Raw genomic sequence first — 18,828 nt, 5'->3', positions numbered from 1 at the left:
GCCTAAAGTGGAGCAAGGTCCAACCAAACCGTGCTGCGGAGACAAAAACAATGAACGACAGCATCTACCTGGCCATCCAGGATAACCCTCGCTTCAAGGAACTGGTGGCCAAGCGCGAGCGCTTTGCCTGGGTTCTGTCGCTGGTCATGCTCGGGCTGTATTCAGCCTTCATCCTTTTGATCGCCTATGGGCCGCAGGTGTTGGGCGCCAAGCTCAGCCCAGGCTCGTCCATCACCTGGGGGATACCGTTGGGTGTGGGGTTGATCGTCTCGGCCTTCGTGCTCACCGCCATCTACGTGCGGCGTGCCAACGGTGAGTTCGATGCGCTCAACCAAGCCATCCTCAAGGAGGTGCAACCATGATGCGCCGCCTGCTCATCGCTGCCACCCTGGCGGCCGCGTCACCCCTGGCAATGGCGGCCGATGCCCTAACCGGCAACGTGCAGAAGCAGCCCTTGAACGTCGCCGCCATCATGATGTTCGTGGCCTTCGTGCTGTTTACCCTCGGCATCACCTACTGGGCCTCCAAACGTAACCGGTCGGCATCGGACTATTACGCCGCTGGCGGGCGTATCACCGGTTTCCAGAACGGCCTGGCGATCGCCGGTGACTACATGTCGGCGGCCTCGTTCCTCGGCATCTCCGCGCTGGTATACGCTTCCGGCTACGACGGGCTGATCTACTCCATCGGCTTTCTGGTGGGTTGGCCGATCATCCTGTTCCTGATTGCCGAGCGCCTGCGCAACCTGGGCAAGTACACCTTCGCCGACGTAGCTTCCTACCGGCTCAAGCAGAAGGAAATCCGTACCCTTTCGGCCTGCGGCTCGCTGGTGGTGGTGGCTTTCTACCTGATTGCCCAGATGGTCGGTGCCGGCAAGCTGATCCAACTGCTGTTCGGCCTCGACTACGCCGTGGCCGTGGTGCTGGTGGGTATCCTGATGTGCCTGTATGTACTGTTCGGCGGCATGCTTGCCACCACCTGGGTACAGATCATCAAGGCGGTGCTGTTGCTCTCGGGCGCTTCGTTCATGGCGCTGATGGTGATGAAATCGGTCAACTTCGATTTCAACCAGCTGTTCTCCGAAGCCATCAAGGTGCACCCCAAAGGTGAAGCAATCATGAGCCCGGGCGGGCTGGTGAAAGACCCGATCTCGGCCTTTTCCCTTGGCCTGGCGCTGATGTTCGGCACCGCAGGCCTGCCGCACATCCTGATGCGCTTCTTCACCGTGAGCGACGCCAAGGAAGCGCGCAAGAGCGTGCTCTACGCCACAGGCTTCATCGGCTACTTCTACATCCTGACCTTCATCATCGGCTTCGGCGCGATTCTGTTGGTCAGCACCAACCCAGCGTTCAAGGACGCAGCCGGCGCGTTGGTCGGTGGTAACAACATGGCGGCGATCCATCTGGCCAATGCGGTGGGTGGCAGCGTGTTCCTGGGCTTTATCTCGGCAGTGGCGTTCGCCACCATCCTGGCAGTGGTGGCGGGCCTGACGCTGGCCGGTGCCTCGGCCGTGTCCCATGACCTCTACGCCAGCGTGATCAAGAAGGGCAAGGCTAACGAGAAGGACGAGATCCGCGTATCGAAGATGACCACCGTCGCGCTGGGCGTCGTCGCCATCGTGCTCGGCATTCTGTTCGAGAAGCAGAACATCGCCTTCATGGTGGGCCTGGCGTTCTCCATCGCAGCGAGCTGCAACTTCCCGGTGCTGCTGCTTTCGATGTACTGGAAGCGCCTGACCACTCGCGGCGCGATGATCGGGGGCTGGATGGGCCTGATCACCGCGGTGGTGCTGATGATTCTCGGCCCGACTATCTGGGTGCAGATCATGGGCCACGAAAAGCCGATCTACCCTTACGAGTACCCGGCGCTGTTCTCGATGGTGGTGGCGTTCGTTGGGATCTGGTTCTTCTCGATCACCGACAAGTCGGCTGCAGCTGACGAAGAGCGTGCACGGTTCATGTCACAGTTCGTACGTTCGCAAACCGGCTTGGGCGCCAGTGGCGCAGTGTCACATTGATAAACGTCAGGCAATAAAAAACGCCGGGCAACTGCCCGGCGTTTTTATGAGTCGAGGGCTTAAATCCTGCCCAGCAACAGCAACACCAGCAGCACGACGAGAATCACGCCGACGATACCGGACGGGCCATAACCCCAGCTGCGAGAGTGCGGGAACACTGGCAGGCCGCCGATCAGCATGAGAATCAAGATAATGACCAGGATTGTGACCATGGTTGCTTTCCTTGTAGGGCTGTGTTTTAGCACGTTATGCAACCGTGCTTAAAAACTCCGACCTAAGGCGCGCTGAAAAAGTTTGAAAAACTTATTAGTGCGCATGTGGTTTTTTCACCGCGCTGGTTATGCTGGGCAGCTTTACGCCAGAGGCCATCTCCAATGTTGAATTACCTGTGGTTCTTACTTGCAGCGGGCTTCGAAATCGCGGGTTGTTACGGTTTCTATACCTGGCTGCGGTTAGGCAAGGGCCTTGGGTGGGCGGTGCTCGGGGTGCTGAGCCTTGCCTGTTTCGCCCTGGTGCTGACACGGGTGGAAGCAGCCTACGCGGGCCGTGCCTATGCGGCCTATGGGGGTATCTACATCGCCAGTTCGCTGGCCTGGCTGGCGTTGGTCGAGAAATCCCGGCCGCTGGCCACCGATTGGGCCGGCGCGGTGCTGTGCATCGTAGGTGCCAGCGTCATTCTCTGGGGCCCACGGTTCAATGGCGGGTAGGGTGCCCATACGCCCGTTCGTACAGGAAAATTCCCTTTATCCCAGCTGTAGTTGAATCTGCATCGTGCTTTTCATCACCCTGAGCTCGCGCCCAATGCGGCGATCATTCAGTGGAGGTGCAGGATGTTGATTTTGACTCGGCTCGTGGGAGAGCAGATCGTGGTCGGTGACGATACCGCTACCATTACGGTCGTGGCGCTCAATGGCAACCAGGTAAGGCTAGGAATCGTGGCGCCTAAAGAGGTGACGGTGAACCGGCAGGAGATTCAGGATCGCGTGAGCGCGCCAGGCGAGCGGGCCAGGCCCGCCCGGCGAACCCGTTGATCAGGCGTTTTCAAGAGCCTTGGCAATCGCTTCGTTGAAAGCCGGCAGGTCGTCAGGGGTACGTGAGGTGATCAGCGTCCAGCCGTTGGCGCCACATTCCTTGACCTCTTGATCCACCCAGCCGGCCGCCCCGGCATTCTTCAGGTCGGTGCTAACGCTGGGGTATGACGTCAGGGTCTTGCCTTCGATCACGCCGGCATCGATCAGCAACCAGGGGCCATGGCAAATGGCAGCGACAGTTTTGCCGGCATCGGCAAACGCCTTGACCAGCCGCTGGGCATCCTTGTCCTGGCGCAGCGTGTCGGCATTGACGGTGCCGCCTGGAATCACCAGCAGGTGAAAGTCATCAGCCTTGGCTGCGCCAAGGGTCTGTGCTGACTTCACCGTGATGTCTTTTTCTGTATCGCCAACGAAGGTCTGGGTGGTGCCCCCTTCGCTGGAGGCATGTACGACTTCGGCCCCCATTGCCTGCAACGCCTGTACCGGCTTGACCAGTTCGTCACGCTCGATACCGGTGTTGGTGGTGATGACCAGTACACGTTTACCTTGCAGTCGGTTGCTCATTGCGGTGTTTCTCCATCAGTAGGGTTAGCTGTGGAGAGGTGGCAGGCGTGAAGGGTTCAATCGATGTGAAGGTGTGGGCTGCGCAGGGTGGCTTAGCCCAGCCGCTGCACCAGCGCAAAGCCCAGTATCGTCATGAGCAGCGAACCGATGACATGCACCAGCGCGGTGGCAAGCGCCCAACCGTAGCGCCCTTGCTGCAGCATGGTCACCACTTCGGCCGAAAAGGTCGAAAAGGTCGTCAGCCCGCCGCAGAAACCCGTGGTGATCAGCACCCGCCAGGCGGGGTCTAGATTGGGGTAGCGGCTGAAGAACGCCATCGCCCCCCCGATCACGAAACCACCGATCAGGTTCACGAATAAAGTGCCCATTGGCATGTACGGAAACAGGCTATTGAAGCGCAGCCCCATGACCCACCGCAGCACGCAACCTGCCGAGCCGCCGATGATGACTGCAAATAATGAGCTGTACATGGAAGTGCTCGCTGCCGAATCAAACCGGCATGCTAACGCTTATACCCGGTTCAACTCAAATTGCCATCAACGGGCGAGCCGGAACCGTTGGCACGGCTTGCACTCCAACACAGCGCCCCGGGGAGATCGCCATGCTAGTGCTGTTCAATACATTGATCGTGCTGTTGACCATTGCTGCGATGGAAGTGGTCGCGGTGCTGGCACACAAGTACCTGATGCACGGCCCTGGTTGGGGCTGGCATCGTTCGCACCATGAACCCCGCCAGGGCTGGTTCGAAAAAAATGACCTGTACGCGGTGGTGTTCGCCGCGCTCGCCATCGTGCTGATCGCCTGGGGTACATCAGGCGCCTGGCCGCTGCAGTGGATAGGTGCAGGCATGACCGCCTACGGGGCGCTGTACTTCGTAGCCCATGACGGGCTGGTTCACCAGCGCTGGCCGTTTCGCCACGTACCGCGCAACGGCTACCTCAAGCGCCTCTACCAGGCACATCGCCTGCACCACGCCGTAAAAGGGCGCGAGGATTGCGTGTCCTTCGGCTTCCTCTATGCACCGCCCTTGCCCCGGCTGCGCGCGAGATTGCGCGCCTTGCACGGTGGGCCGCTCAATGCGGGCGCTGCCAAAGCTGCGGCGGGCGAGGCGCCGCCTGGCGGGCCACACGAGCGCTGAGTGCCTGGCCCAGCCCCTGGCAAAGCAGGCCGAGCTTCTCAAGTTTGGAGGTCCCCTGGCGTCGGTCCCAGGCACGCGGGCCGGCCTGCTTGACCTTCATGCCGATCTCCCGGTAAACCCCCCGCGCCGTGGCGATGGCCCAGGCGCAACGCCAGGGCAGGGCGGGCAGGCCGGCCTGTGCGGATTCATAGTAAGGCTCCGCCGTGTCGACCAGCCGCGTAGCCAGCGTAGCCAGCGCCGGGCGATTGGCAGGGTCGGCAATGCGCTCGGGGTCGATGCCTGCCTCGTGTAACCACTGGGCAGGCACGTAGCAGCGGCCCAGGGCTGCGTCCTCGACGATGTCTCGAGCAATGTTGGTGAGCTGGAAGGCCAGGCCCAGATCACAGGCGCGGTCGAGCACCGCTTCGTCCTGCACCCCCATCACGCGCGCCATCATCAGCCCGACCACGCCAGCTACGTGGTAGCAGTACTGCAGGGTGTCATCGAGCTGCTCGTAATGGCGGTGTTCCACGTCCATGGCAAAGCCGTCCAGGTGCGCCAGCGCTTGCTCCTCGGGGATTTGCCGCGCCAGGGCAACTTCCTGGAACGCCGCGAAAGCCGGGTCCTGCATCGGCTCGCCGGCCAGGGCCCGGCGGGTGTACTCGCGCAGCTGTACCAGGCGCACCTGCGGGCTGTCGCTGGCCGGCGACGGCGCAGCAAAGCCCAGCACCTGGCCGTCGACCACGTCGTCGCAATGGCGGCACCAAGTGTAGAGCATCAGCGCATCGCGGCGTGTCGCCGGGTCGAACAGCCTGGCCGCGGTGGCAAAACTTTTGGAGCCTGCCGCGATGGTCTGTTGTGCATGCTCAAACAAGGGGCGGGAGGCAGCCTGGCTCATCGGGCAAGGTCCTCCAGCATCAGCCCGGCCGTCGCCTTGGCAGAGCCAATCACCCCCGGCACGCCAGCGCCGGGGTGGGTACCGGCGCCCACCAGGTAGAGGTTGCCGATCTGGCTGTCGCGGTTATGCGGGCGGAACCACGCACTCTGGGTGAGAATCGGCTCAAGGGAGAAGGCCGAGCCCAGATGGGCGCCCAGCTGATCGCGAAAATCAGCCGGGGTGAACATCCGGTGCGTCACCAATTGCTCGCGCAGGCCCGGCATGTAGCGCTGCTCCAGATAGTCGAAGATGCGCTCGCGCAGGCGCGGGCCTTCCACTGACCAGTCCACCGGGGCCTGGCCCAGGTGCGGCACGGGTGCCAGCACATAATGTGTGCCACAGCCGGGCGGTGCCAGCGACGGGTCGGTGACGCAGGGCGCATGCAGGTACAACGAGAAGTCGTCGGTCAGGGCGTGGCCGTTGAAAATGTCATCGATCAGCTCGCGGTAGCGCGGGCCAAAGCATACGGTGTGGTGCGCCAGTTGAGGCTGCACCTTGTTCAGGCCGAAGTGCAGCACAAACAGCGAATTGCTCGAGCGCTTGCTTTTGAGGGCCTTGGCCCGTGCCTGGCCTTGTGGTGAATGCCCGAGCAATTTTTCATAGGTGTGCACCACATCGGCATTGGACGCCACTGCCGGGGTGTCGAAGCAGCGCCCATCAGCCAGCCGCACTGCGCTGATACGGTTGCCGTCGAGCTCCAGGCGCTCGACCTTGGCGTTGAGCTCGACCTGGCCGCCCAGATCCTGAAACAATTTCACCAGCGCTTGTACCAAGGCACCGGTGCCGCCCTTGGCGAACCACACGCCCCATTGGCGCTCCAGCGCGTGGATCAGCGTGTAGATCGAGGAGGTGGCGAACGGGTTGCCTCCCACCAGCAGCGAATGGAAGGAGAACGCCTGGCGCAGGTGGTCGCTCTCGACGAAGCGCGCGACCGTGCCATACACCGTACGCCAAGCCTTGAGGCGCGCCAGTTGCGGGCCTGCGCGCAGCATGTCGCGAAAACTCAAAAAAGGCACGCTGCCCAGTTTCAGGTAACCCTCTTCGAACACCGCCTGCGAATAGGCCAGGAAGCGCCGGTAACCTTCCACATCGGCCGGGTTGAACGCATGGATCTGACGTTCCAGGGCCTCCTGGTCATTGTCGTAGTCCAGCACCCGGCCATCTTCCCAACACAACCGATAGAACGGCTTGACCGGCAGCAGCTCCAGGTAATCGGCCATCGGCTTGCCGGCCAGGGCGAACAGCGCCTCGATGGCGGTGGGGTCGGTGATGACGGTGGGGCCTGCGTCGAAGGTAAAACCCTCGTCGTGGTAAACGTAGGCGCGCCCGCCGGGCTTGTCGCGGGCTTCGAGCAGCAGGGTAGGCACGCCGGAGGCTTGCAGGCGGATGGCCAGGGCCAGCCCGCCCAGGCCGGCACCGATGACGACGGTTCGATTCATGGCAGCTCTCGGGAAGGAAAAACAGGAAAAGCCATTGCCCGCAGCGCCGCGCCCAGGGGCACCGGCGGCTTACCGCTGACCAGCCTTGCCTTGTCGGCCAGGGTGATCCGGCCTGCGTAGAAGCGCTGGATCAGGCCATCGCCCAGACCGTAGAAGCGCTGCATCACGCGCCAGCGGTCTGAAGGGTTGCCCGCCAGAAACAGCATGCGGTTGAGCAGCCTGAAGAAGCGTTGCTCGGCCCATTGACGCCTGGCGTGTTCGCGTAGGCTGTTGAACAAGGCGGGGTGGTCCAGCGTTGGCGCCGCGGCGATCAGCTCGGCAACACTTGCCGCGCAGGGCAGCGAATAGCCGGTGGTGGGGTGGAACAGGCCGGCACGCAGGCCGCTGCAGGGCATGCCTTTGGCCTGGGCCCAGAAGGCTTCGAAGTTGCCGTCCAGAATGATCGGCAGGCTACCGCTTTCCTCCCGCACCAGTTCGCCACCTGCCCAGCCTTGTGCAGCCGCGTATTGGCCAATGGCCTGGCGCAGGTGGTCGGGGTCCAGGCGCTGCTGGTCGATGTAGTGGGTGTCCTCTATCAGCAACCGGTCGGCTGTGAGCGGCAGGGTGTAGACGAACCGGTAGCCTTCACCCTGCGCCACCGTGGCGTCCATCAGTATGGGCTCGCTCAGGCCATGGGGGCGGGGCAACTGCAGCTCCTGGCCGATGAACGCCTGATAGCCCAGCTCAAGGTGCGGGCTGGGCTGCACGCCGCGGCCGTCGATCACTGCGCGCGCGTGCAATGTCTGCCCATCGGGCAGTTGCACGGTGTCGGGTGTGATTCGCGACACGGCGGTGCCGGTCAGTATCGTCTCGCCCAGGGCCCGGGCCAGATGCACTGCAAAGCTGGCCGAAGTGATGCTGCAGTACTCGCCCTGAAGGCGGCGGTTGAATGCAGGGAACCGCACCTGATACCCGGGCCAGCGGTGGTCGATCAGCGGCGCGAGCCATTGCTGCTGCGCAGGGCTTAAGTCACTGGCGTGGAATGACCAGGTGTGGTTGCCGCCGCAGTGCCGGTCGCGGTCGATCAGCAGCACGGCCAGCTCCGGCCGGCTATGGCGCAGGTGCCAGGCGATCAGGCCATTGGCCAGGCCTGCACCGACCAGTATCAGATCCCAGTCGCGCCTCATGCCGCCAGCACCGGGCGTTTGGCTTGAACCGCCTGCTCGACGATATGCACCGCGCGCTGCGTGCCTCCGGCGGCCAGCAGCGCCGGGGCCAGGGCCCGCTGGCGTTGGGCATAGTCTGGCGACTCGAGCAAGGCGCGCAGGTGCCCGGCAATCACCGCGCTGCGGCTGTGCCGGGATGCACGCCGGCCAACGCCTGCCCAGGCCACCCTTGCCGCCACGCCCGGCTGGTCGAATGCAATGGGCACGGCCAGGATCGGGGTGGCAGCCACGATGGCGTCCATCACGGTGTTCAGGCCGCCGTGAGTGATCACGGCCTGAGCCTGCGCAAGGGCCTGGGGCTGGTCGGCGAAGTCGGTGACCCAGGTAGCCCCGTGGCGCTGCAACGCTTGCGACTGTGCAGGGTCCAGGCCGCCGCAGTGGGCCACGAGCAGTTGCGCATCCACTGCTTTGCAGGCCTTGGCCAAGGTGCGGAACAACCCATAGCGCTGCCCCTGCAAGGTACCCAGCGAGGCAAACACGAAGGGCCGTGCGGGGTCCACCGGCCATGCCACACTGCTGGGCCGGGCGACCGCCGGCGGGCGCAGCGGCCCGACCGCGTGGAACCAGGCGGGCAGGGCGGTGCGTGGAAAATCCAATGCTGGCAGCGTTTGGCTGATCTGTGCCAGCGGCGACAAGCACTGGTGCAGGCTGTCTCGACCCGGCAGGCCAAAGGCCCGGGCGTGTTTGGCGATCACCCGGCCATGGTCTCGCATCAGCCAGTCGTAGACGCGCTCACTGGTGGCGTACATGTGCCGAGCCCTGTCGTTGTGCTCATAAGCGAAGGGCATCACCGGCAGTGGCAGGCCCGGCTCACGGTTCACCGGCAAGGCACAGGCGACCGACACGAACGGCAGGCCCAGCGCTTCGGCTACCAGCCCGCCGGCGGCCTCCATCTGATCGCAGATCAGCGCGTCGACCTGGAGGGCATCAAGGGCTTCTGGCAGTTCGCGGCACAGCATGTCGGTAGTGCGGGCCAGGTCTGCGATGACCCGGCGGATTGCCAGCCCTGCGGGGTTGGCGGCATGGCGCAGGCTGCGCGCCAGGGTGCCGGCCGGGTGGGTGTGGATACCGACGGGCTGGAAGCCTACGCGCGAATCATTGAGCAGGCTGGCCGCTTCGAACTGATGCACGAAGGTGACGCGGTGGCCACGATCGATCAGCGCGCCGGCCAATGCCTGCAGCGCCCGGAAATGGCTGAACAAGGGCGGTGCGATCACGGCAAAGTGGCTCATGCCGGCTGCTCGCCGTAATGAAGGGTGGCGCGCTTGAGGTCGGCGAGGTTGGCGCTACCTGTGCAGAAACAGGCTACCTTCAGCTGCGCGATCACATCTTCGAAGTGTTCTACCACAGCCTCGCTGGACTGCGTCGCACTGGCCAGCACCGCGGCCGCCTGGCCGACCAGGTCGGCGCCCAGGCGCAAGGCTTTGGCCACCTCCAGCCCGTCGCGAATGCCACCTGACGCCACCAGCGGCATGTTCGGCAGAGCCTGGCGCACCTGTACCAACGCCTCGGCCGTCGGGATGCCCCAGCCGGCGAAGGCCTGAGCCAACTGGCGGGCCCGGCGCTGCGGCGTACGCGCGCCTTCCACCGCCGCCCAGGAAGTGCCTCCCGCCCCGGCCACGTCGATCATCTGCACCCCCACTTGTGCCAGGCGCAGGGCCACCGCGGCACTGATGCCAGCGCCCACCTCCTTGATCACGACGGGCACTGGCAAGGCCTTGACCAACTGTTCGATGCTGCCGAGCACCCCACGCCAGTCACGATCGCCACCGGTCTGTACCGCCTCTTGCAGTGGATTGAGGTGCACGATCAAGGCGTCGGCGGCGATCATGTCCACCGCCCGCCGGGCGTAATCGAGCCCTTTCTCGCCCCGCACCTGCGCGCCTCCCAGGTTGGCCAGCAGTGGCACACTCGGCGCGCGCTGGCGCAGCTCCCGGGTCAGGCCCCAGTCCATACCGGCTTCCAGCGCCACGCGTTGCGAGCCCACACCCATGGCAAGGCCTAGATGCTCGGCCGCCTCTGCCAAGTGGCGGTTGATGTCACGGGCCCGGCTGGCCCCGCCCGTCATGGAGCTGATCAATAGCGGCGCGCGCAGGCGGTAGCCCAGCCAGGCGGTGTCAAGGTCGATGGCGTCGAGGTCGAGCTCCGGCAATGCGCAGTGCTCAAAGCGCCAGCGTGCGAAACCATTGCCAATCGGGGCCTTCGCACTGGCGGTGTCTAGCACCACATCCAGGTGATCGTTCTTGCGGTGAACCAGGTCGACATCCTTCATCGAGGCTCCGGGGAGTATTCCGTGCTTAGCAGTGGTCAGTTGTACAACGCGAGGCTTGAACTAAAGCTTCGTATAAGGCGCATGAGCCTATGGCAACCGCGCGACGCAGGCGTTCCGCCGCTTCGCGTGTTTTTTCATGCGTGCAGAGCCGCCACCACCGAGCAGGGAAAGATCGATGAATGCAATGGGCCAGGCCAGCGAGCTGCTGGCGATACGCGAGGCGGTGCAAACGCGCCTGGATCAACTGCTCCCGGCAGGTGGCGAGCGAGACTTGGTAACTGCCGCCAGCCGTGAAGGCGCACTGGCGCCCGGCAAGCGGATCCGCCCTGTACTGCTGATGCTTATTGCACGCGACTTGGGGTGTGACAACCCTGCGGTGCTGGACCTGGCCTGTGCCGTCGAGATGGTCCACGCCGCCTCGCTGGCACTGGACGACCTGCCGTGCATGGATAACGCCAGCCTGCGCCGCGGGCGCCCAACCCTGCATCGGCAGTTCGGGGAGGATGTTGCCATCCTTGCCGCCATCGGTTTGTTGAGCCGTGCATTTGGCGTAATTGCAGCAGCGCCCGGGCTCAGTGACAGTGCTCGGGTCGAAGCTGTAGCTCAGCTGTCGGCCACGGTGGGTTTGCAGGGCTTGGTGCAGGGCCAGTTCCAGGACCTGCGCGGCGGGGCGGCGGCGCGCGGGGAAGACGCCATCGCGCGCACCAATGAATTGAAAACCGGTGTGCTGTTCAGCGCGACGCTGCAGCTGGCAGCGATCGCGTCCGATGCGTGCGCTGCAACGCGCCAGTCACTGGCAGGGTTCGCCACGGAACTGGGCCATGCGTTTCAACTGCTCGATGACCTGGCCGACGGCAGCGCCGACCACGGCAAGGACGCCCATCAAGACCTGGGCAAGTCGACCCTGGTGGCCCTGCTGGGGGTCGAAGGTGTGCGCCAGCGCCTTCAGGCGCATTTGCGCACGGCCGACGATCACTTGGCGTGCGCCTGTGGCCAGGGGGTGGCCACGCGGCGATTCATGCGGGCATGGTTCGATCAGCAGTTGGGCGTGGCGAGCTAGGCGGGGCGGTTGGTTCCTGCAGTTTCAACCCTAATCGCAGTTCCAGGGCGCTGCGCCCCTTGGGTGTCAGTGCCAACGCGCGGCTGTCCAGGTCTTGACTGACCCACTGCTGAGCCAACGCTGCCCGCAGCAGGGCCGCACCCAATGCGCCGGCAAGGTGGGGGCGGCGCATGCTCCAGTCCAGGCAGGCGCAGGCGAAACTTCGGCGCTGCGAATGCGCCCACGCAAGATCAACGCCCAGGCGTTTCATGCCCAGCTCGCCAGCGCTAGTTAATTGGTAAATGCGAGCGTCGTCAGCTGATAGCTGCAACCAGCCTGCCGCCACAAAATGATCATGCAGCGCGACGGCCAGGGTACCTGCCATGTGGTCGTAGCACGTCCGGGCCAGGCGCAGCCGGGCCGGGGTTGCCGATACGAACGGGGTGCTCTCGCTCACTACCATGAGCGCTTCGAGTGCCTGGGCCACTTCCTGGTTCTGAAGGCTGAAATACCGGTGGCGGCCTTGGGTGTGGCGTTTGACCAGCCGATCTTCGTGCAACCTGGCCAAATGCGCACTGGCGGTGGAGGCGCTCACGTCGGCGATAACGGCCAATTCCGTACTGGTTCGCGCATGGCCATCCATCAACGAGCACAGCATTCGGGTTCTGGCGGGTTCTGCGATGGCACCGGCCACGCGGGCCAGGGCGGTTTCGTGGTGTGACGCATCCATGGTTCGTTCCAGAGCGAATCGTGCGCAAGGCAGGTGTTCCATAGTAGCCGTTCTCGATCAAAAGGACGCGTGCCATGACACCTTTGCAAGCTGTTACCCAGGCGGACCCTTATCCGTTCTATGCCCAACTGCGCGCTCGGCCTGGGTTGTATTTCGATGCCCACGTGAACGCCTGGATCGCCAGCGATGCTCGAACGATCCAGGCTGTGCTGGAGCACCCGGCGTGCGTGGTGCGGCCGCTGGGCGAGCCGGTGCCGGCCGCCCTGGGGCAGGGGCCGGCGGGCGAGATCTTCCGGCACCTGATGCGCATGAACGAAGGCCCGCCACACTCGTGCCCCAGGGCGGCGATTGCGCCAGCGCTCGCGGCAATACCTGCCGAAGCGGTCAGCCAGGCGGTGGCCCGGGCTGCGAAAGGGCTGGGCGACCTTTCACAGAACCTGGATGCGCTGATGTTCACATTGCCAGTGAGCACAGTGGCGGCGCTGATCGGCTTCCCCGATAACGAGCTGCAAGACATCGCGGGGCGGGTGCGAGCGTTCGTCGCCTGCCTGTCGCCGCTTAGCGATGCCACCGCGCTGTGCCTGGCTGACCAGGCCGCAGCTGAGCTCAACGAGAGAGTGGGGGCCTTGTGGGGCCAGGCGGGCTATGCCAGCGAATTGGTGAATCTGGTGCGCCAGGGTTGCGATGAAGCGGGCCGCCAGGGCCAGCAGGCCTTGGTCGCCAACCTCATCGGCCTGATGTCGCAAACGTGCGAGGCGACCGCGGCGCTCATCGGCAACGCGCTGGTGGCGCTGCATCGGGCGCCGCAACTCGTCGACTCGCTGCGCAGCAGCCCTGCCTTGATCGCCGACTGGGTGGCTGAGGTCGCCCGCCACGATGCGCCGGTACAGAACACCCGCCGGTTCGTCGCCAGGCGCTGCACGGTGCACGGGCAGGTGCTCGAGGCTGGCGATGCAATCGTGTTGCTGCTCGCCTCGGCCAACCGGGATGCCAACGTGAACATCAGCCCTGATCGATTCATGCTTCACCGGCTGCAACGGCGCAGCTTCAGTTTCGGTGGGGGGAGGCACCAATGCCCCGGCCAGGCACTGGCCTTGCTCATCTCGGCCCAGGCGGTATCGCTCTGGCTGCACCAGGGCGGGCCGACGACCCCGTCACTGGGTTGGGACTATTGGCCATCGTTGAATGCCCGCATTCCGCGGTTTCAGCAGGCCGTGGGGGATCGGGCATGATCGCTGTCATCTTCCAGGCGTGGCCGGCTGAGGGCCAATACGACCGTTACCTCGACCTGGCAGCTGAGCTCAGGCCTTTGCTGGCGGGCATCGAAGGGTTCATCTCCATCGAGCGTTTTCAGAGCCTGGCCGACCCGGGCAAGGTGCTGTCTTTATCCTTCTGGGAAGATGAAGAAGCCGTTGCGCAGTGGCGCAACCTGGAGGCACATCGGGCCGCGCAATCGGCAGGCCGTGGGCGGGTGCTGGCCGACTATCAGCTTTGTATTGCCCAAGCGCTGCGCACCTATGGCAGAAACGATCGCCAACAAGCCCCTGGCGACAGCCAGCAAGCCCACCGGTGAAGCGTGCCCGGCCAGCGCAGGCCCGCTGCGTTGGCCGGGAACTTTGCAGTGGCCTGGGCGGTCGCAAGGCCCGCTCACTTCATTGTTCAGGGAGACCCCATGCGCTTTACCGTATTCGCCCGCCTGGCCGTGCTGGGCGGCGCGCTCATCACGCTCGCCGGCTGCACCGACAAACCCTCCGACGCCGACATTCAAGCGGCGTTGGCCTCTCAACTCGATGGGGCTGCCTGTGTGACCGCGCCGATGTTCAAGACCTTCCCGGTGACCCTCAGCGAAAGCTTCTCCGGCCCAGGTCCTGCCAGCGGCAATGCCCCCGCCTTCGATGCCCTGGTGTCGGCAGGCCTGCTGACGAAGTCGGGCGCCAGCTACGACCTCACCGACGCTGGCCGCGCTGCCCATCAGGTGGGGGTGCAGGGCTTCTGTTACGCAGACGGCTTCGAGATCGCTGAAATCAAGGATATTTCTGAGGCCAAGGGCCAGCAGGGGCCGGCGGTGGACCAAGCCTGGGACGTGACCCTGGACATTCGCCAGAAGCCGGTAGCGGACTGGGCCAAGGCCCCTTCGGTCAAACAGCTGAGCCGCGACCCTGACGTCTTCACGCAGAAAGTCCACACCTATCACGTGACGGTTGCCACGATCAAAGGCGAGAAAGGCCTGCGCCTGATCGACCCGCGTTTTTCGCTTAACCACGGGGTGAGCGTGAGTCAGGGATTCTGATCGGCGCTCAGGTATTCAATGCGCAGGTGGCCTGTGGCGGCTGAGGTCTCGACATGCGCCCGTACTCCATACACCCGCCTTAGCCGCTCGGGGGTCAGCACATCGGCCGGGCTGCCCTGAGCGACCAGCGTGCCCTGGTGCAGCAGTGCCAGTTGGTCGCAGAAGCGCGCTGCCAGGTTCAGGTCGTGCAGCGCGACCACGCACGTCAATGGCAACTGGCGCACCAGCGTCAGCAATTCGAGCTGGTGCTGGATGTCCAGGTGGTTGGTGGGCTCGTCCAACAGCAGCTCACTGGGCTGTTGCGCCAGCGCCCGGGCGATCTGCACCCGCTGGCGTTCACCACCGGACAAACTGTGCCACGCTTGCAGGCGGCGGCTTTGCATCCCCACCCGTTCCAACGCTGCCGAAACGGCCTGTTCGTCTTCGGCCGATGCGCCGGCCAGCAGTGCCCGATGGGGCGTACGGCCCAAGCGCACAACATCCTCCACCCGGATATCCGCCTCGGTGCTGGCGTGCTGCTCGACCAGGGCGATTCGCCGAGCCAGCGGCCGGCGGCGCCATTGCCCCAGGCTGCGCTCGTCCAGCCAGACTTGCCCCGCGTCGGGCCTGGCCAGGCCAGCGAGCAGGCGCAGCAAGGAAGACTTGCCCGACCCATTGGGCCCGATCAGGCCCAGCACACCGCCGATGGGCACCTGCAGGCTTACGCCAGCCAGCAGGGCATGCCCGCCCAGGCGCCAATGCAGCGCTTCGGCGCGCAGGCTCACCGGCTTCGCCCTTCGCGCTGCAGCAGCCAGGCGAAAGCCGGCGCCCCCACCAGGGCAGTGACCACGCCGATGGGCAGGACCTGCTGAGGGATCAGCACCCGTGAGACGATGTCGGCCAGCACCACGAAATGCGCGCCGATCAGCGCCGCTGCCGGTACCAGCCGGGTGTGGCCCGGCCCTACCAGCAAGCGTGCAGCGTGTGGAATCACCAGCCCGACAAAGCCCACCGCGCCGACGATGCTCACCAAGGCAGCGGTAATCAGTGCAGTGCACGCCAGCAGCACCAGCCGCACCGCCGGCACCGGCACGCCGAGGCTGGCTGCGGCGGTTTCGCCGAAGGTGAAGGCGTCCAGGGCTCGCGCTGCCAGCAGGCTGACCGCAAGGCCTACGCCCACCACCGCCAACGCCAGCCCGGCGTCGCCCCAGCGCACGCCGCTCAGGCTGCCGAGCAGCCAGAACATCACGCTGCGCGCCTGTTCGGCGTTGGCGGAGGTGGAGACGATGTAGGCAGTCAGCGCGTTGAACAATTGTGCGCCGGCCACCCCGGAGAGAATCATCCGAGTGGGCCCGCTGCCCTGCCGCGCGGCCAGGGCCAGTACCAGCACGAACGCCAGGGTGGCGCCGAGAAAGGCGCCCAGCGGCAAGCCCAGTGCGCCACCGCCGATGCCCAACAGCATCACCAGCACGGCACCCGTGGAGGCGCCGGCGCTGATGCCCAGCACGTAGGGCTCGGCCAGCGCGTTGCGCAGCAATGCCTGCAACAACGTGCCGCACAGCGCCAGGCCCGCCCCGCAGCAGGCGGCGACCACGGCGCGGCTGGCGCGGTAGTCCCAGACGATTCCCTGTTGGATAGGCGTGACCGCGTAGTGGCCCAGCCCCAGGCCGTTGAGCACCGCCTGGGCGGTGGTGACCAGCGGCACGGGCAGCTCGCCGATGGAGGCGGCCAGCAGCATGCTCAGCGGTAGCGCTGCCAGGCCCAGCAGCATCAGGGCGACGCCGGGTACCCTCATGGGGTGCCCACGCCCTGGGCTACCGCCTCCAAGGCAGCCGTCACTCGCAGCGAGGGGTTCAGCGACTGAGCGTCGACCACGATGACGTGCTGGTTGCGCACGGCTTTGAGCTGCGAGGCCACCGGGTCGCTGCGCAGGAAAGCGAGCTTCTTTTCGACATCGTCGGCCGGGTAGCGGCGGCGGTCCATGCGCGTGATCACCAGGTAGTCCGGGTCTTGCTTGGCCAGTTGCTCCCAGCTCACATTGGGCCATTCATCGGCGCTGTCGATCACGTTGCGCAGGCCCAGGGTGCGGGCGATGTAACCCGGCACACCGCTGTTGCCGGCGACCCAGGCGTCACCTTCCAGGCGTGCACTGGAAAACCAGAACGCCACCGACGCCTGCTGGGTGCCTGCCTGGGCGCGGGCCACGGCCTGAGCGAGGCGCTGGTGTTGGGCGTCGAGCACAGCCTGGCCTTGGGCGGGCACGTTGAAGATGCGTGCAAGCTCGGTGACTTCTCGGTCGATCAAGGCCATGTCGAACGGAACCTGGCGGGCGCCGTCGCCATTGGAGGTGCTGGTCACCGCTTTACCGTCGCAGTCGCTGGGCGACACATACGCGGGGATGCCAAGGCCCTGGAACTGCTCGAAGGTGGCAACATCCCCGCTGGGGCCGATGTTGTAGGTGTACTGGGCGGTCACCAGCTCAGGTGCCTTGCCTACCACCGACTCGAAGCTGGGGGCATTGTCGGCCAGGCGCGGGATGCCCTTTGCGGCGTCTTCGATGGGCGGCGGCAGCGGGCCGAACCACAGCGCGGTACCCACTATTCTAGGCGCAAGCCCCAGGCTCAGCAGGATCTCGGTGCTGGCCTGGCCGATGCTCACCACCCGCGCAGGCGCGGCCGCAAAGGTGAGGGTATGGCCACAGTTGCTCAGGGTAATCGGATAGGCTTGGGCGGCAAGCGCCGGGCCGCTCAGGGCCAGGGTGCAGGCCAGCGCCGGCAGGACGGTACGCATGTTCGATAGCTCCGCTGGGGGTTTCGCGCCCCGATGCTCGAAAAAAAGATAGGCCTGTGCGGGGTCTGGCTTTCGGCAAGGCCGAATACAGTGGCGCGACCGCGCCGGATTCGAACCGGCTTCCCGACTCAGGCGCGGGCAGGGTAGGGCAGCGCCGGCCCCGGTGCAAGCTTGCAATTGGCGCCGGCTGCGGCCAGTGTGGGGGCTTTTGCATGCCTGAACGGACGCTCCATGACTGGCGACTCTGCTTTGACCTCCCACGCTGCCGGCCCCGGCGAGCGGTTTTCCACCCGTGTCGCGTTTTTCATCGCCGGATTGTGCATGTCGGCCTGGGCGCCGCTGGTGCCGCTGGCCAAGGCCCGCGCGCAGCTGGGCGACGGCACCTTGGGCTTGATGTTGCTTGGCCTGGGAGCAGGCTCGATCGTAGCCATGCCCCTGGCGGGCCATTTGTGCAGCCTGCGCGGTTGCCGATTCGTGACGGTTTTGGGTGCGCTGCTGGTCTGCCTGACCTTGCCGGGCCTGGCCACCTTCAGCCAACCGTGGCTGCTGGGCCTGGCCATCGTGGCGTTTGGCGCTGCCATGGGCTTGCTCGACTGCGCGATGAACGTGCAGGCGGTCATCGTCGACAAGGCGAGCGAACGGCCGCTGATGTCTGGCTTTCATGGCTTGTTCAGTGTGGGGGGTATCGCCGGTGCAGCGGGCATGACCGCCTTGCTAAGCCTGGGGCTGGCTGCCTTGCCGGCGGTCTTGTGTGTAATAGCCCTCACCCTGCTGCTGCTCTGGCGCGCCGCGCCGCACCTGCTGCCCTATGGCAGCGAACGGGAGGGCCCACCCTTCGCCGTTCCCCGCGGGGCGGTACTGTTTCTGGGCCTGCTGTGCTTCATCGTCTTTCTCACCGAAGGAGCGATGCTGGACTGGAGCGGCCTGTTTTTGATCGGCGAGCGCGGCATGGAGCCCTCTTGGGCAGGGCTGGGCTATGCAGCCTTCGCCGCCACCATGACCCTCGGCCGCTTGACCGGCGATGCCATCGTGGCGCGCCTGGGTGGCGTGCAGGTGGTGCTGTTCGGTGGGCTGCTGGCGGCGGCAGGCCTGACGTTGTCGCTTCTGTTGCCTGGCTGGCCGGCAGCATTGGTTGGCTACGCGTTGGTCGGGGCGGGCTGCTCCAATGTCGTGCCAGTGCTGTTCACCGCTGTCGGCCAGCAGACCAGCATGCCCCAGCGCACGGCGGTGCCTGCTCTGATTTCACTGGGCTATGCCGGGATTCTGCTGGGCCCGGCGTTGATCGGTTTCGCGGCACACCTGGTGGGCCTTTCCTGGGCGCTTGCAGCGCTGGTACTGCTGATGGCGTTCGTGGCAGCGAGCGCGCGATTTCTAAGGGCCTTGACCGGCCGCTGAGTTTTTTAACGGCCTGGCGCAAC

General features: G+C 65.2%; 22 protein-coding genes and 1 riboswitch. Of the genes, 10 read left to right on the top strand and 12 right to left on the bottom strand.

Annotated elements, in window-relative coordinates:
• Positions 1 to 50 precede the first annotated feature (50 nt).
• Together F474_RS03205 and F474_RS03200 are read left to right on the top strand one after the other, a co-directional pair.
• Positions 51 to 362: a DUF485 domain-containing protein gene (locus tag F474_RS03205; protein WP_097083974.1), complete on the top strand. Its 312-nt coding sequence runs from the start codon at positions 51 to 53 to the stop codon at positions 360 to 362.
• Positions 359 to 2,017: a cation acetate symporter gene (locus F474_RS03200; RefSeq protein ID WP_097083975.1), complete on the top strand. Its 1,659-nt coding sequence runs from the start codon at positions 359 to 361 to the stop codon at positions 2,015 to 2,017. The genes F474_RS03205 and F474_RS03200 overlap by 4 nt, the downstream gene beginning before the upstream one ends.
• A 59-nt stretch (positions 2,018 to 2,076) precedes the next feature.
• Here the strand turns inward: F474_RS03200 and F474_RS03195 are convergent, their stop codons facing one another.
• Positions 2,077 to 2,229, bottom strand: a complete 153-nt coding sequence (locus tag F474_RS03195; protein WP_097083976.1) for a DUF3309 family protein — start codon at positions 2,227 to 2,229, stop codon at positions 2,077 to 2,079.
• Between the two features lie 162 nt (positions 2,230 to 2,391).
• On the opposite strand from F474_RS03195, the gene F474_RS03190 reads away from it, so the two are divergent.
• Both F474_RS03190 and F474_RS03185 read left to right on the top strand, forming a co-directional pair.
• Positions 2,392 to 2,724, top strand: coding sequence for a YnfA family protein (locus tag F474_RS03190; protein ID WP_097083977.1), 333 nt, complete (start codon positions 2,392 to 2,394; stop codon positions 2,722 to 2,724).
• Between the two features lie 123 nt (positions 2,725 to 2,847).
• Complete coding sequence (locus F474_RS03185; RefSeq protein ID WP_097083978.1) at positions 2,848 to 3,048, top strand: carbon storage regulator; 201 nt, start codon at positions 2,848 to 2,850, stop codon at positions 3,046 to 3,048.
• Here the strand turns inward: F474_RS03185 and F474_RS03180 are convergent, their stop codons facing one another.
• Both F474_RS03180 and crcB read right to left on the bottom strand, forming a co-directional pair.
• Complete coding sequence (locus F474_RS03180; RefSeq protein WP_097083979.1) at positions 3,049 to 3,612, bottom strand: type 1 glutamine amidotransferase domain-containing protein; 564 nt, start codon at positions 3,610 to 3,612, stop codon at positions 3,049 to 3,051.
• A 92-nt stretch (positions 3,613 to 3,704) separates the two neighbouring features.
• Positions 3,705 to 4,082, bottom strand: a complete 378-nt coding sequence (gene crcB / locus F474_RS03175) for a fluoride efflux transporter CrcB (protein WP_097083980.1) — start codon at positions 4,080 to 4,082, stop codon at positions 3,705 to 3,707.
• A 131-nt stretch (positions 4,083 to 4,213) separates the two neighbouring features.
• Between crcB and F474_RS03170 the strand changes: the two genes are divergently transcribed.
• Positions 4,214 to 4,750, top strand: a complete 537-nt coding sequence (locus F474_RS03170) for a sterol desaturase family protein (protein ID WP_097083981.1) — start codon at positions 4,214 to 4,216, stop codon at positions 4,748 to 4,750.
• On the opposite strand, the gene crtB is transcribed toward F474_RS03170, so the two are convergent.
• Genes crtB through fni form a run of 5 tightly spaced genes read right to left on the bottom strand, consistent with a single transcriptional unit; the run spans position 4,686 to position 10,582 of the window.
• Positions 4,686 to 5,627: a 15-cis-phytoene synthase CrtB gene (gene crtB, locus F474_RS03165; protein ID WP_097083982.1), complete on the bottom strand. Its 942-nt coding sequence runs from the start codon at positions 5,625 to 5,627 to the stop codon at positions 4,686 to 4,688. The genes F474_RS03170 and crtB overlap by 65 nt on opposite strands.
• Entirely contained in the window at positions 5,624 to 7,105 is a 1,482-nt protein-coding gene (locus tag F474_RS03160; RefSeq protein ID WP_097083983.1) for a phytoene desaturase, read from the bottom strand. Before F474_RS03160 ends, crtB begins: the two co-directional genes overlap by 4 nt.
• The gene (crtY, locus tag F474_RS03155; protein WP_097083984.1) at positions 7,102 to 8,271 is read right to left on the bottom strand and encodes a lycopene beta-cyclase CrtY; all 1,170 of its coding nucleotides are present in this window, start codon (positions 8,269 to 8,271) and stop codon (positions 7,102 to 7,104) included. The genes F474_RS03160 and crtY overlap by 4 nt, the downstream gene beginning before the upstream one ends.
• Positions 8,268 to 9,542, bottom strand: coding sequence for a glycosyltransferase (locus F474_RS03150; RefSeq protein WP_097083985.1), 1,275 nt, complete (start codon positions 9,540 to 9,542; stop codon positions 8,268 to 8,270). Before F474_RS03150 ends, crtY begins: the two co-directional genes overlap by 4 nt.
• Positions 9,539 to 10,582 carry a type 2 isopentenyl-diphosphate Delta-isomerase gene (fni, locus tag F474_RS03145; RefSeq protein ID WP_097083986.1) on the bottom strand — a complete coding sequence of 348 codons (1,044 nt, stop codon included), beginning with the start codon at positions 10,580 to 10,582 and terminating at the stop codon, positions 9,539 to 9,541. Before fni ends, F474_RS03150 begins: the two co-directional genes overlap by 4 nt.
• Before the next feature lie 175 nt (positions 10,583 to 10,757).
• Between fni and F474_RS03140 the strand changes: the two genes are divergently transcribed.
• On the top strand, positions 10,758 to 11,642 hold the full coding sequence (locus F474_RS03140) for a polyprenyl synthetase family protein (protein ID WP_097083987.1): 885 nt from the start codon (positions 10,758 to 10,760) through the stop codon (positions 11,640 to 11,642).
• On the opposite strand, the gene F474_RS03135 is transcribed toward F474_RS03140, so the two are convergent.
• Positions 11,599 to 12,351, bottom strand: coding sequence for a helix-turn-helix transcriptional regulator (locus F474_RS03135; protein ID WP_097083988.1), 753 nt, complete (start codon positions 12,349 to 12,351; stop codon positions 11,599 to 11,601). The genes F474_RS03140 and F474_RS03135 overlap by 44 nt on opposite strands.
• 74 nt (positions 12,352 to 12,425) lie before the next feature.
• Here F474_RS03135 and F474_RS03130 point away from each other — a divergent pair, with 74 nt between their 5' ends.
• From F474_RS03130 to F474_RS03120, 3 genes are all read left to right on the top strand, one after another.
• A complete protein-coding gene (locus F474_RS03130) occupies positions 12,426 to 13,583 on the top strand; it encodes a cytochrome P450 (RefSeq protein WP_097083989.1) in 1,158 nt (385 codons plus the stop codon).
• Complete coding sequence (locus F474_RS03125; protein ID WP_097083990.1) at positions 13,580 to 13,924, top strand: antibiotic biosynthesis monooxygenase; 345 nt, start codon at positions 13,580 to 13,582, stop codon at positions 13,922 to 13,924. Before F474_RS03130 ends, F474_RS03125 begins: the two co-directional genes overlap by 4 nt.
• Positions 13,925 to 14,023: 99 nt before the next feature.
• Positions 14,024 to 14,641 carry a hypothetical protein gene (locus F474_RS03120; protein ID WP_097083991.1) on the top strand — a complete coding sequence of 206 codons (618 nt, stop codon included), beginning with the start codon at positions 14,024 to 14,026 and terminating at the stop codon, positions 14,639 to 14,641.
• On the opposite strand, the gene F474_RS03115 is transcribed toward F474_RS03120, so the two are convergent.
• Genes F474_RS03115 through F474_RS03105 form a run of 3 tightly spaced genes read right to left on the bottom strand, consistent with a single transcriptional unit; the run spans position 14,629 to position 17,410 of the window.
• Positions 14,629 to 15,405, bottom strand: coding sequence for an ABC transporter ATP-binding protein (locus tag F474_RS03115; RefSeq protein ID WP_097083992.1), 777 nt, complete (start codon positions 15,403 to 15,405; stop codon positions 14,629 to 14,631). The two genes, F474_RS03120 and F474_RS03115, sit on opposite strands and share 13 nt — an antisense overlap.
• Positions 15,402 to 16,415, bottom strand: a complete 1,014-nt coding sequence (locus F474_RS03110) for an iron ABC transporter permease (protein ID WP_165830259.1) — start codon at positions 16,413 to 16,415, stop codon at positions 15,402 to 15,404. The genes F474_RS03115 and F474_RS03110 overlap by 4 nt, the downstream gene beginning before the upstream one ends.
• Positions 16,412 to 17,410 carry an ABC transporter substrate-binding protein gene (locus tag F474_RS03105; RefSeq protein ID WP_097083994.1) on the bottom strand — a complete coding sequence of 333 codons (999 nt, stop codon included), beginning with the start codon at positions 17,408 to 17,410 and terminating at the stop codon, positions 16,412 to 16,414. The genes F474_RS03110 and F474_RS03105 overlap by 4 nt, the downstream gene beginning before the upstream one ends.
• Positions 17,411 to 17,449: 39 nt before the next feature.
• A riboswitch (cobalamin riboswitch) is annotated at positions 17,450 to 17,588 on the bottom strand.
• 53 nt (positions 17,589 to 17,641) lie between these two features.
• Between F474_RS03105 and F474_RS03100 the strand changes: the two genes are divergently transcribed.
• The gene (locus F474_RS03100) at positions 17,642 to 18,805 is read left to right on the top strand and encodes an MFS transporter (RefSeq protein ID WP_097083995.1); all 1,164 of its coding nucleotides are present in this window, start codon (positions 17,642 to 17,644) and stop codon (positions 18,803 to 18,805) included.
• Positions 18,806 to 18,828 lie beyond the last annotated feature (23 nt).

Source organism: Pseudomonas sp. URIL14HWK12:I12 (genome assembly GCF_003097135.1).
Lineage (GTDB): Bacteria > Pseudomonadota > Gammaproteobacteria > Pseudomonadales > Pseudomonadaceae > Aquipseudomonas.
This window is presented reverse-complemented; position numbering and strand designations above follow the sequence as displayed.